The 12,581-nt window shown below is 72.1% G+C and carries 10 protein-coding genes and 2 pseudogenes; 7 read left to right on the forward strand and 5 right to left on the reverse strand.

What is annotated here, in order from left to right; genetic code table 11:
* The first annotated feature begins 99 nt into the window (after positions 1-99).
* Entirely contained in the window at positions 100-1,152 is a 1,053-nt protein-coding gene (locus V1460_RS29805; protein WP_338676696.1) for a selina-4(15),7(11)-diene synthase, read from the forward strand.
* Positions 1,153-1,206: 54 nt separating this feature from the next.
* On the opposite strand, the gene V1460_RS29810 is transcribed toward V1460_RS29805, so the two are convergent.
* Positions 1,207-1,662: a hypothetical protein gene (locus tag V1460_RS29810; protein WP_338676697.1), complete on the reverse strand. Its 456-nt coding sequence runs from the start codon at positions 1,660-1,662 to the stop codon at positions 1,207-1,209.
* Positions 1,663-2,154: 492 nt separating this feature from the next.
* Between V1460_RS29810 and V1460_RS29815 the strand changes: the two genes are divergently transcribed.
* Positions 2,155-3,435, forward strand: coding sequence for a S8 family peptidase (locus V1460_RS29815; RefSeq protein WP_338676698.1), 1,281 nt, complete (start codon positions 2,155-2,157; stop codon positions 3,433-3,435).
* Between the two features lie 181 nt (positions 3,436-3,616).
* Here the strand turns inward: V1460_RS29815 and V1460_RS29820 are convergent, their stop codons facing one another.
* The 4 genes from V1460_RS29820 to V1460_RS29835 form a co-directional block, all read right to left on the reverse strand.
* Positions 3,617-3,859, reverse strand: coding sequence for a hypothetical protein (locus V1460_RS29820; RefSeq protein ID WP_338676699.1), 243 nt, complete (start codon positions 3,857-3,859; stop codon positions 3,617-3,619).
* A gap of 20 nt (positions 3,860-3,879) precedes the next feature.
* Positions 3,880-6,234 (reverse strand): 4-alpha-glucanotransferase, encoded by a 2,355-nt coding sequence (gene malQ / locus V1460_RS29825; RefSeq protein WP_338676700.1) that lies wholly within the window; start codon positions 6,232-6,234, stop codon positions 3,880-3,882.
* Complete coding sequence (locus V1460_RS29830) at positions 6,235-6,462, reverse strand: hypothetical protein (RefSeq protein WP_338676701.1); 228 nt, start codon at positions 6,460-6,462, stop codon at positions 6,235-6,237.
* Between the two features lie 388 nt (positions 6,463-6,850).
* Complete coding sequence (locus V1460_RS29835; RefSeq protein ID WP_338676702.1) at positions 6,851-7,387, reverse strand: HNH endonuclease; 537 nt, start codon at positions 7,385-7,387, stop codon at positions 6,851-6,853.
* Positions 7,388-7,661: 274 nt separating this feature from the next.
* Here V1460_RS29835 and V1460_RS29840 point away from each other — a divergent pair, with 274 nt between their 5' ends.
* From V1460_RS29840 to V1460_RS29860, 5 genes and pseudogenes are all read left to right on the forward strand, one after another.
* Entirely contained in the window at positions 7,662-8,699 is a 1,038-nt protein-coding gene (locus tag V1460_RS29840; RefSeq protein WP_338676703.1) for a mechanosensitive ion channel family protein, read from the forward strand.
* Positions 8,700-8,751: 52 nt separating this feature from the next.
* Positions 8,752-8,982 (forward strand): annotated as a pseudogene (locus tag V1460_RS29845) (6-phospho-beta-glucosidase); the annotation flags it as partial.
* A gap of 2 nt (positions 8,983-8,984) precedes the next feature.
* A pseudogene (locus tag V1460_RS29850) lies at positions 8,985-9,626 on the forward strand (hypothetical protein); the annotation flags it as partial.
* 561 nt (positions 9,627-10,187) lie between these two features.
* Entirely contained in the window at positions 10,188-11,471 is a 1,284-nt protein-coding gene (locus V1460_RS29855; RefSeq protein WP_338678262.1) for a hypothetical protein, read from the forward strand.
* 11 nt (positions 11,472-11,482) lie between these two features.
* Positions 11,483-12,520, forward strand: coding sequence for a glutamate ABC transporter substrate-binding protein (locus V1460_RS29860; RefSeq protein ID WP_338676704.1), 1,038 nt, complete (start codon positions 11,483-11,485; stop codon positions 12,518-12,520).
* Positions 12,521-12,581 lie beyond the last annotated feature (61 nt).

A 12,581-nucleotide genomic window follows, 5' to 3' on the forward strand; every position in this document is an offset into this window, starting at 1 on the left:
TGACCTGCACCTGACTTCCTGTGCGCCATCGACCACACCTGCGACATACGACCGAACAAGTGGCACACGACCGAACAACTCAACGAGAGGAAGGCCGACGTGGGGCCTGAGCTGTCCGTACCACCGCTCTTCTCTCCCATCGCCCCGGCGATCCACCCGAACCACTCCGGTATCGACGTACAGACGGCAGCGTGGGCGGAGACCTTCCGCATCGGCTCGGCGGAGCTGCGCGACGAGCTCGCCGGGCGGAGCTTCGGCTCTCTCTGCGCCCGCATCCTGCCCGAAGGCAGCGAACAGGTCGTCTCCGTCCTCTCGGACTTCATGCTGTGGCTCGCCGCGGTGGACGAGGTGCCGGACAGGCCAGGCAGGGACGGCGCCGACGACGCGGTCGGGCTGCTGCACCGGCTTATCCGGGTCGCCCAGAACCCCGAGGCGCCGATGATGGACGACGACCCTCTCGCCGCGGGGCTTCGAGACCTGCGGCTGCGGATCGACCGGTTCGGCACCGCGGGCCAGTCCGCCCGCTGGAGCGACGCGCTGCGCGAGTACTTCTTCTCCGTCGTGTGGGAGGCGGCCCACCGGCGTGCGGGCACCCTGCCCACCCTGGGCGACTACACGCTGATGCGCCTCTACAACGGGGCGACCTCCGTGATGCTCCCCCTCCTGGAGATGGGCCACGCCTATGAGCTCCAGCCCCATGAGCGCGACCATCCCTCGGTACGCGCCGCTGCCGAGTCGGCCTCCTTCGTCACCACATGGGACCGGGACGTCTTCTCCTACCACCGGGAGCGCCTCGGCACCGGCGCCGAGGCGAGCCACCTGAACGTCGTGCGGGTGCTCGAACAGCAGCACGGGCTCGCTCCCGAAGATGCCCTGAAGCTGGCAGTCCGTCAGCGCGACCGGGTGATGATGCTGTTCCTGCGACTGAGCGGGAGCCTGGCCGAGCGGGGCAGCCCGCAGCTGCGGCAGTACCTGCGAGGGCTGGCCTGCTACATACGCGGCGCCCAGGACTGGGGCCTCGGGTCCCGACCCGAGCTGCTGTCGGTGTCCACCTTCACCGACACCCCGGCCGACGACGGTCACGAGCCGCTCGACATCCCTGCCATCGCCTGGTGGTGGGAGCTCGCGGCACGCCCATCGCACGCCTCCTGATACGGGTCCCCGCCCCCCACGTGGCGAGGGGGCGGGGACCGTCGCACGATGCCGTCAGCGACTTCGGACGAGGACCCTTCCGGCCTTGTCGCCGGCCGCGCAGGACCGCTTCTCGGCGCTCGTCATCTTGCGGCTCTCGACGACCACGGCGTTGCTCACACCGTCGGTGCCGTTCTTGGCGGGACCGGTGACGGTGTCGCCGAAGAACCAGTGGTAATGACCCCACTTGGGGCTGTCGTAGTGGGTCTGCCAGGTGCCGGAGACCTTCTGCATCACCTGGGCGCGGGAGATCCAGCCCACTTCCCCGGGCTTCACCGTCATGGTGAGCGAGCTGTCCTCGGTGTGCGTGCTCGTCCAGGTGTGGTTGTACGTCGCCGTCACAATCAGGTCGACGATCCCGGCGATGTTGCCGCCCGCGGTGACCGAGACGCCCACCGAGTCCGTTGCGCCCACCGAGTCGCTCCAGCCCATGGACTGGGTCGCCGCCGAACTGGAGCAGTCGTAGAGCACGTCGGAACCCGGTGGAACTTCCCCTTGGTACGCCTTGCCGAGTACGGGCGAGTTGAAGGTGCATTTGCCCTCGCCCGAGGCGCAATCCGCGGTGAGCCGTGCGCGTGTCGGCTGCTCGTCGGCACGCCGCGGGCGATGCCGACGCCGCCGTGACGGCGCACAGAGCGGCGGCGGCCGTCATCAACCGGCCGCCGCTCCTCAGGATGTGGTGCATGGTCGTTGCTGTGCCTTTCACATGGTGCAGGGGGATCGGTGAACCAGGCCGCGGCAGCACAAAACAGACCCGTGGTCAGGGGTCCAGGCTGTCAGCGACGGTTACCGCCGTTGCATGCGAGGCTGTCCGAACGCGCGTCGGACCACACCGAGAAACGGCAAAGTTGTGGTTGATTTCACAACCGTCCCTATGTGGGTATCGATTGACAGGGACTCAAGCAGTCGCTCGATCAGGTCGAAAAGAACGGCGAAGTGATCATCTTCCCGATTGGAGTACCCATGCGACTGCTCGCGCGCGGCGCGGCGACCGCGCTGCTCGCCGCCCTGTCCCTGACCGCCCCCGGGCACGCGGCCACCGCCCAGGACCGCGGGGCCGAACCGAGACCGGGTCCCGCGCCGCTGCATCTGGCGGACGAGCCGCTCAGAGGGAGCTACATCGTCTCCCTGGAGGCCGGTGCCGACGCCGCGGCCGTCACACAGCACGCCGGAGTGAAGGCCCGCTACACCTACGACAAAGCCATGCGCGGCTTCTCCGCACGCCTGAGCAAGGAGCAGCTCGCGGCGGTACGTCTGGTGCCCGGGGTCGCGGCGGTGGAAGAGGACTCCAGGGTCTACGTCCACCGGACGCCGCCGCGTCGACCGCACTCGTTCCCGGCCGTTCCCACAGGTCTCGGCGCCCCCGGGCGGCGGGCGGACACCGCACCGCGTGCAGGGTCCGTACCGCTCCGGTCGGCGCTTGCGGCGAGCTGGGGCCTCGACCGTGCCGACCAGCGGAAACTGCCCCTGGACGGAAAGTTCGCCACCACCGCGACAGGCGACGGCACCACCGTCTACGTGGTGGACACCGGAATCGACTACAAGCACAGCGAGTTCGGCGGACGCGCTCTCTACGGCTTCGACTCGGTGGGCGACGGACGCCGCGGGCGGGACTGCGACGGCCACGGCACCCATGTGGCGGGCACGGTGGGCGGGGCGACCTACGGGTTCGCCAGAAAGGCCACGCTGGTGAGTGTGCGGGTGCTCGACTGCGACGGGGTCGGTGCCTGGTCGGGGATCATCGCCGGACTCGACTGGGTGGTCCGCAACGCCAAACCGCGTGCCGTGCTGACCGCCTCCCTGGGCGGCACCAAGTCCCCCTCCGTGAACGGCGCGGCCGACGCGGTCTTCGCCCGCGGTGTGCTTCCGGTCATCGCGGCGGGGAACTCGGCCGACGACGCGTGCCGGACCTCACCCGCCAGCACTCCCCGGGTCGTCACGGTCGGCGCGGTAGACCGTACGGACACCGAGGCGGACTTCAGCAACTACGGCCGCTGCCTGGACCTCTACGCCCCCGGCACCGAGATCGTGTCGGCCCTGCTGGGCGGCGGCAGCACCCAGATGAGCGGTACGTCGATGGCGGCCCCGCATGTGGCGGGCGTGGCGGCGCTCTACCGCGGCGCCCACCCGGACGCCAGTCCGAAGGCCGTCAGCGACTGGCTGGTCGGCCAAGCCACCAAGAAGGCCATCCGCAACCTGTCGCCCGGCTCCCCCGACCGGCTGCTGTACACGGCGGGACTTTGACCGACGCCCCCAGCCGGGAGCGGGGCGGCCGGGGCGGCCCTGCCCCGACCGCCTCCGTCGACCGTGGCGGCCTGGACGCGAGCCCCCGCGGGAACGTCCGAGGGCGCCCGACCGATGCTTCCGTCGGGCGCCCTCAGGCGTGTCTGCGTCCGGCTGGGCGAGCAGGTGCCGTGCCCGGGGCCTACTTGTGGGCGGTACGGGCCCGGTCGGACTTGTCCAGCACCATCACCAGGCCCGCGATCACCAGGAACAGCACGATCGGCAGCACCACGTACAGCCCGACCGTCTGGACCGCACTCAGGCCGGGACCCGGGTCGTCACCGTCGTCGCGGGTCAGCGCGAGCGCCGGGGACGACATGAGCAACATCATCAGCGTCGTACCGGCCGCGACGGCGCCGGCGCGCAGGGCGTTCTTCTTGTCCACGGTGCAAACGTAGCGAACCACTAAGCGGGCCGCGCGCCCGGGGTGCCCGTATGGGAGACCTCCCCCGCTGGGCCGGTCGCGGGCCGCTGCCGGAACACCTCCATCAGGGCATGCAGCCGCGGCGACGCCGCCAGCGCCTCAAGGGGCAGCGGACGCCCACCCGAGTCGGCGACGGGCAGCCGCCAGTTCGGGTACTGGTCCCAGGTGCCCGGGAGGTTCTGCGGTCTTCGGTCCCCCACGGCGTCCGGCAGCCAGACACCCACCATCCGCGCCGGCGTGCGGAGCAGGAACCGGTAGACGGCGCGGATGCCGCCCTCCTCGTCGAGCCTGCCCTCGGGCAGCAGTCCCAGCCTGGCCAGATACGCCAGCCACTGCTCCACATCGGCCGACTCGTCCCGGTGCTCCTGCTCCAGGGGCCGGGCCAGCAGACCGAGGCGGTGGCGCAGCGCCACATGGTCGCCGCTGAGCCGGGCGGCGGTGGACGGCAGATCATGGGTGGTGGCCGTCGCCACACACCCCTCCCGCCACTCCCCGGCGGGCAGCGGGCGGCCCGACCCGGCCCAGTCGCGCTCGAACCAGAGCACGGACGTGCCCAGTACGCCCCGGCGCGCCAAGGCCTCGCGGACGCCGGGCTCGACCGTGCCGAGGTCCTCCCCTATGACCACGGCCCCCGCCCGGTCCGCCTCGAGCACCAGCACGGCGAGCATCGCCTCCGCGTCGTACCGGACGTATGTGCCGTCGGTCGGCTCGGCGCCGATCGGCACCCACCACAACCGGAAGATGCCCATCACATGGTCGAGCCGCAGGGCGCCCGCATGGCGCAGCAGCTCCCGGAGGAGCCCCCGGTACGGAACGTAGCCGGAGGCAGCGAGGGCGTCGGGCCGCCACGGGGGCAGGCCCCAGTCCTGTCCTCGTGCGTTGAAGGCGTCGGGCGGCGCGCCGACCGACATCCCTCCCGCGAAGACGTCCTGCTGGGCCCAGGCGTCCGCGCCGCCCGGGTGCACGCCCACGGCGAGGTCGTGCACCACACCGACGGCCATTCCCGCGTCCCGGGCGGCGCGCGACGCCGCGGCCAGTTGCTCGTCGGTCAGCCAGGCCAGCCTGCAGTGGAAGTCGACCCGGTCCATCAGCTCGCCCCGGGCCCGGGCGGTCTCCGTGGAGCGGGGGTCGCGCAGGCCGGACGGCCAGCGGTGCCAGTCGGAGCCGTGGACCTCGGCCAGCGCACACCAGGTCGCGTGGTCGTCCAGCGCCTGGCCCCGCTCGGCGAGGAAGTCGCAGTAGGCGGCCCGCCTGCCGGGCCCCAGCGGGACGCGGTGGAGCAGTTCCAGGGCCTGGAGCTTGAGCGCCCACACCGCGTCCCGGTCGATCAGCGCGCCCTTGTCCAGCACCGAGGCTCGCAGTCCCGCCGCCTTCTCGGCGAGCGCCTCAAGGCGCAGCCGGTCGGGGCCGGTGACATGGGCGTACTCGGGGACGTCCTCGATCCGCAGATGCACCGGATCGGGGAAGCGGCGTGAGCTCGGGCGGTACGGGGAGGGGTCGGTGGGCGCTCCGGGCACGGCCGCGTGCAGGGGGTTCACCTGGACGAACCCGGTGCCGAGCGAACGTCCGGCCCAGCTCGCCAGTTCGGCGAGGTCGCCGAGGTCGCCCATGCCCCAGGAGCGCCCGGACAGCAGGGAGTAGAGCTGCACCAGGAACCCGTGTGCGCGCCGTGGCGGCTGGGGCGCGGCGTCAGGGGCGACGACGAGGCAGGCCTTGGCCGTGCGGCCGTCGGTGGTCCGCACGTCCAGACGGTGCACTCCGGTGGGCAGCAGGGCCCAGGGAGCCTCGGCATGGGAGGCGTGGGCTGCCGCCGGGGCCGGTGGCACCAGGCCGGGCACGCCGGGCTCCCGCGGGTCGGGCTCCTCGGGCAGGCCCGGTGTCAGCATGGCCGCGTCCGGTGCCGCCGCCAGGTCCCCGATGGCCGGAGGCAGCTCCGCCGTGAGCGCACCTGCGGCACGGGGTACACCGCCGACGGCGCCGTGCGGTTCCCGCCATTCGCGCGTGCCGCCTGCCTCCAGCCGGACTCGCACCCGAGTGCCGGGCGGAAGAGCGACGGGCGCCCCGGGGGTGCTCTGCCCGGCGGCTGGAGACCCGGCGGGTTCCAGGGGCCCGGCGGCCGGGATCCAGAGGACCACCGTCGGCGGCAGCAGTCGGTCCGCGGCGGCGGCTTCGGCGGCGGAGAGCGCGGAGCGGACGGCCTCCGGAGCGGAGGCGTCGACGCCCAGCGCGGCGAGGACTGCGACCACCGTGGCCTCGGGGACCGGGACGGTGACACCAGGTGAAGGCGAGTGGGTGGTGGCGACACCGTGCAACGCGGCCAGGCGGTCCAGGCCCATTCAGACTCCTGGGGACTCCGAGCCGCCGGCCGGGCCGGGGGCGGTGGGTTCGCTGGTGAGGGGGGTTGCTGCGGTGAGCGGGGGCTCGCTGGTCAGCGGCAGGGCATCAGCGAGCGGGGGCTCGCTGGTCAGCGGTGCGGCGATGGAGAGCGAGGGCTCGCTCGTGAGCGGCCCGGGCACCTGTTTGGACAGGGTCGCGGTGAACCGAAGCGGGGCGGACGTGGCCACAGGGGCCTCCTCAGGTCGGCTGCGGGTTCGTACGGGTCAGTTGCAGCCCTACCCATTGGGCGGAGCCGCAGACGTACGCCCCGCCTCAACGTGTGCTGCGTCACATTCTGCGTCACGCGCGGAAGTTGAGCTGTCACCGCGCGCGGACACGCGCGCAGCCGGCGAAGAGGGCACGGTGGGCGGCGGCGCCGCCTCCGTCACCGCATGGGTCGCGGGCCGACCGCCGGTGCGGAGTCGGTCACGCAGATGTCGACGCCGGAGCGACGAGGGAGGCCGGTCGCCGGGATCCGGAAGGAGCAGGCAGACTGCGGACTGCGGCCACCGCCCAGGCGGCCGTCCGGCGGACCGCCCGGCCACGGGCGTGACCGGGCGACACGAAGGCCCGGTCTCAGGCTGAGACGCCGTCGATCCGGGCCATCACATCATCCGCTCCGTACGGTTGCAGGTACGGCAGCCACCGCGGGTCCCGGTGCCCGGTCCCGATGATCCGCCACGCGAGACCGCTCGGCGGTGCCGGTTGATGCCGCAGCCGCCAGCCCACCTCGTGCAGGTGCCGGTCCGCCTTGACGTGGTTGCAGCGGCGGCAGGCCGCCACCACGTTGTCCCAGACGTGCTGGCCCCCGCGACTGCGCGGAATGACGTGGTCGACGCTGGTCGCGACGCCACCGCAGTACATGCAGCGTCCTCCGTCGCGTGCGAACAACGCGCGCCGGGTCAGAGGAACGGGCCCCCGGTAGGGGACCCGCACGAAGCGCTTGAGCCTCACCACGCTGGGCGCGGGGATCGCCCGGGTGGCGCTGTGCATGAAGGCGCCGGACTCCTCGAGGCAGACGGCCTTGTTCTCGAGGACGAGAACGAGTGCGCGGCGGAGCGGTACGACGCCAAGGGGCTCGTACGACGCGTTGAGGACCAGGACATGCGGCACGGATGCCTCCTTGTACGCCGGCGGCGCGTGGCTCGCGCCGGGACGATCTGCCCTCAGTCTCTCCTCCTGCCTGGTCGAAGCGCCACTACGTACCTGTAACGGGCCGGGACGATTTTCTGTGTGGTCGGCCACATCGCCGACCCCTCCCCGACTCGTGCTCACGCCCGGAACATCCCCGAGTGACCCTTGTCTCTCCTTCGCAGATAACGCTCGGGTCACGATGGATCCCCCGTTAGTGTGGTGAAGCCGCAGCAAGATCTGGAGGTACCCAGCCGTGTTCCTGGCCGTCGATCCGTCCACCCCGCCCGTCACCCTCGACGAGGCCGCGGAGCGGGCCAACGACGCAGCGAGCTGGGTGGAGCAGAACTGGTCCACCTGGCTGAACGTAGGCCTGCGGATCCTGCTGATCGTGGCGATCGCCGTGGTGCTGCGGATCTTCGTCCGCCGAACCCTCACCAAGCTGATCGAACGAATGAACCGCAGCGTCCAGGCCGTCGAGGGCACCGCACTCGGCGGGCTCCTGGTGAACGCCGAACGCCGCCGTCAGCGTTCGGAGGCGATCGGCTCGGTACTCCGTTCGGTGGCGTCGTTCCTGATCATGGGCACGGCGGGCCTGATGGTACTCGGCGCTCTGGACATCAATCTCGCCCCGCTGCTGGCCTCCGCGGGTGTCGCGGGTGTGGCGCTGGGCTTCGGCGCCCGGAACCTGGTCACCGACTTCCTCTCCGGCGTGTTCATGATCATCGAGGACCAGTACGGCGTCGGCGACACGGTCGACGCGGGTGTGGCGTCCGGTGAGGTGATCGAGGTCGGTCTGCGTGTCACCAAGCTGCGCGGGGACAACGGGGAGATCTGGTACGTCCGCAATGGCGAGGTCAAGCGCATCGGAAACCTGAGCCAGGGCTGGGCCACGGCGTCCGTCGACGTGAACGTGCGGCCGACCGAGGACCTCGACACGGTCAGGAAGACCATCGGGCACGCGGCGGCCGTGATGTCCAAGGACGAGCCCTGGAACGAGCGCTTGTGGGGTCCGGTCGAGATCCTGGGCCTCACCGAGGTGATGCTGGACCGGATGACCGTGTCCGTCTCCGCGAAGACCATGCCAGGCCAGGCACTCCGCGTGGAGCGCGAGCTGCGCTGGCGCATCAAGCAGGCGTTCGACGAGGCGGGCATCCGGATCGTCGGCGGCTTGCCTGCCCAGACCGGAGACGAACAGGCGGCCGCGGACCCGACCGCGGGCATGGCCGCGCCGTCCGCGTACGCGTCGAGCACCTCTCCGCAGTCGGTCGCGGCTTCCCCGCTGACCAAGTGATCCCCGCATAGCCCGCCGTCGCCTGGTGGGTAGGGACGGCTGCATGAGACCCGTGAAACTCGCCGTCGTGGGCGGCGGCTCCACCTACACCCCCGAACTGGTCGACGGGTTCGCCCGGCTGAGAGACATCCTGCCGCTCAGTGAGCTGATCCTCATCGACCCGGCCGGGGACAGGCTCGAACCGGTCGGCGGGCTGGCCCGGCGGATCCTCGCCGGGCAGGGCCATCCCGCGACCGTCACCACCACCGACGACCTCGACAGCGGGGTGGCGGACGCCGACGCCGGCTGCTCCCGGACGGCCGCACGGCGCGGTTCCCCGCACTCGGCAGGCTCTCGGGCGACTGGGGCGGTGGCGCGGGGCTCGCCGACGAGGCGCTGTGGTACGCGGCGAGGGCCGAGGACGGGCGGGGCGAGCCCACGGAGTTGGCACGGGCACTGCCGGGGCACTTCGGCCTGGGCTCGATGTACGCGCTGATCGAGGCGCTGCATCTGGGCCGGGTCCCGCGGGGGCGGCGCCTGGAGTTCGCTCCGCTGCTGTTCGACGTGGCTGCGGGGGGCGACCGGGTGGCCGGGGCGATCGTGGACCGGCTGGCTGACGAGGTGGTCGCGATGGCGACGGTGGCCTTGGACCGCCTCGGGCTGCTCGGCGGCGCCGACGGCTCCGGCGGGGTCGGTGCCTCCGGTGGTGCGTCCGCCGCGGAGGAGGTGCCCGTGGTGCTCGGCGGCAGTGTGCTGGCGGCACGGCATGCCCGGCTCGACGCCCGGATCACCGGACTGCTGGCCGTTCGCGCGCCGAACGCCACCGTCTCGGTACTGGCCGCACCCCGGGTACTGGGTGCGGCACTGCTCGGGCTGGATGAACTGGGGGTGCCGGTGGCTGCGAAGCGGCGGCTGCGGGACCACTACGAGGACGGGCGCCGACGCTGACACCCCACCCGGGAGGGAACCGGCCCTGGGCAGGTGGCGTATTCATATGTGTGCGGGGCGTGTAGCCGCCGCAGGTCCGGGCAGGGAGAGCGGTGGCGGTCGGCGGAAAGCGCCCGCCATTGACGGGACGGGCGAGATGACTGAAGATCCAGTCGTCGTCTCCCGGCTCGCGGGGCAGAGGGCCGCCGATGACCAAGGGGGGGTCAGAGAGTGACACACACGCCGAGCGCGGGTTCGCCCGTGCCCTCGGGCGGGCACGTCCCCGCGGCATCGGGGCACCCGGGCCCGGTGCCCGTGACCGGGCTCGTGCCGGGCCCCGGAGCAGAGTCCGGGCTTGCCCCGGGAACCGCACCCGCACCCGGGGGTACGCCCCTGCCCCAGTCCGCTCTCGGCTCGCTGCCTTCGGGTGAGCAGTCCGCCCCACCGTCCGGGAACACCGCGCACGGCGGCCCGCCGCCGAAGCGGGTGGCCGCCGCCTCCGGGAGCCCCGTGCCGCCGCCACCCGGCGACGGTGTCGGCGCGGATGCCGCCGCCCCGCCGCGGCGCGCCTGGGCGGAGAACATGGACCGGCTGCGCGCCGCGGCCATGACGGAGCCCGGTCGGCTGCGCATCATCGGCGCCGTACTGGCCGTACTGCTGATGGCCTTCGGCGCCCTGACCGCCTTCCAGATCGCCGACCGGTCATCGGCCGCCGATGACGTGGTGAGCCGGAGCCAGCCGCTCAGCGCGGACGCGGCGAGCATCTACCGCTCGCTCGCGGACGCCGACACGGCCGCGGCCAGCGGCTTCCTGGCAGGCGCGCAGGAGCCCGCGGACATGCGGGAGCGCTACCACCGGGACATCGCGAACGCCTCCCGGCTGCTGGTCAAGGCGGCGGCGAACACGGACGGTTCAACCCAGTCCGGCCACTACATCGCCGCGCTCAACGAGCATCTGCCCCGCTACACCGGCCTGGTCGAGCGGGCCCGCGCCAACAACCGCCAGGGGCTGCCCCTGGGCGGCGCGTATCTGCGGTACGCGAACCAGCAGATGACCACCGAACTCCTGCCGGCGGCACAGAAACTGTACGAGGCGGAGACGGAGCGCCTCGACGAGGACCATGACGCGGCCCGGCTGTGGCCGTTCGTGTCACTGGCGTTCGGCGTGCTGGCCCTGGGCACCCTGGTCTGGACCCAGCGGCGCAACTACCTGCTGACCAACAGGGTGTTCAATCACGGGCTGCTGGCGGCGAGCGCCGCGTCCACGGTGGTCCTGCTGTGGCTGGCGATCGGGCACACCGTGGCCAGGGCCGAACTGCACGACGCCCGCGCGCACGGCCAGCAGTCGCTGAAGGTGCTCAACGACGCCCGCATCAGCAGCCTCAAGGCCAGAGCGAACGAGAACCTGACGCTGGTTGCGCGCGGCGCAGTGCTCACCGCGGACGGCAAACACGACAAGTACGAGACCGACTACAAGGCGGGTATGGAGAGGCTCCGCACCTCCCTGAGCGAGGCGGAGGGGCTCGCGGACGACGGCAAGGGCCGTACCCCGGTGCTGGACGCCTCCTCGGCCGTGGCGGAGTGGACGACCCGGCACCAATCGGCCGCCGACACCGACACGGCCGGTGACTACGCGGGCGCCCTGGCCAAGGTGATCGGCGGCAAGGAGTCGACGGGCTCGTCCTTCGATCGGGTGGACGCGGCGCTCGAACGGGCCCTGGCGCACGAGCAGGCGGAGTTCACTGCTGCGGCCACCGACGGCCGTGACGCGCTGACCGGTCTGCCCGTCGGCGCGGCCGCACTCGCGGTGCTCGGCGCCGCGGGTGCCATGCTGGGCATCGGCCGCAGGCTTTCGGAGTACCGGTGAGAGGGGGAGGGATGGGCGACACAGCCGAGGGGAAGCCGGGCCGCTTGCGCGGCTGGGGCGGGGTGGCTGCGATGGCGGCCATGTGCGCCGTGACCGCGTCGCTGCTGTTGTCGCCACTCCCGCACAGTGGATCCCGTCCGGTCGACGGAGCGCGGGACACGACGGCCGCGCGGATTCCCTCCGCGGTCGCCGATGGGGCCGCGGAGAAGGCCGCCGACTGCACCGACCCGGAGGCATCGCTGCCGGCGTCCGCATCGGGCGGACCCGCGATCGACGCGATCAGGCAGCGCGGCAAACTCGTCGTCGGCGTCGACCAGAACAGCTACCGCTGGGGCTACCGCAGGGCGGACGGAACCCTGGAGGGCTTCGACATCGATCTCGCCCGGGCCGTCGCCGCGGACATACTCGGCGACAAGGACGCGATCATCTTCCGTGCCGTCCCCACCAACCAACGCATTCCCGCGCTGGAGAACGGCACCGTCGACCTGGTGGTCCGCACCATGACCATCAACTGCGCCCGCATCAAGCAGGTCGCGTTCTCGACCGCGTACTTCCAGACGGGCCAGCAGGTGCTCGCCCCCAAGGGCTCCCCCATCACCGGCTACAACAGCACCCTCGCCGACCGCAGGGTCTGCACGGCGGAGGGCTCGACGGCGTACGAGGCGCTGGAGAAGAAGTCGTACGGCGCGGTCTTCAAAGACGAGGGCGACGGCGGGGAGGGGGACAAGGACCGGCTGACCGTGCCCAACCAACTCGACTGCCTGGTCCGGCTGCAACTGGGCGAGGTGGACGCCGTGGTGACGGACGCGGCGCTCGCGGCCGGACAGGCGGCGCAGGATCCGGCCATCGAGCTGAAGGGCGGGAAGCCCTTCACCACCGAGTTCTACGGTGTGGCCGCCAAACTGGGCAATGACGACCTCGTCCGCCGGGTCAACAAGGTGCTCGACGACTACCGCAGGGGCCCGTGGATGGCTGCGTACGACAAGTGGCTGGCAGCGGACCTGCCCGGCATAACCGCGCCGCCCACCCCCAGGTACCGGAACGATTGAGCGATGGTGCGGCGGACTTGGACGCGATGAGGTGGGCGGACAGGCGAACGGACCGGCGGCA

The organism is Streptomyces sp. SCSIO 30461, assembly GCF_037023745.1.
GTDB lineage: Bacteria > Actinomycetota > Actinomycetes > Streptomycetales > Streptomycetaceae > Streptomyces.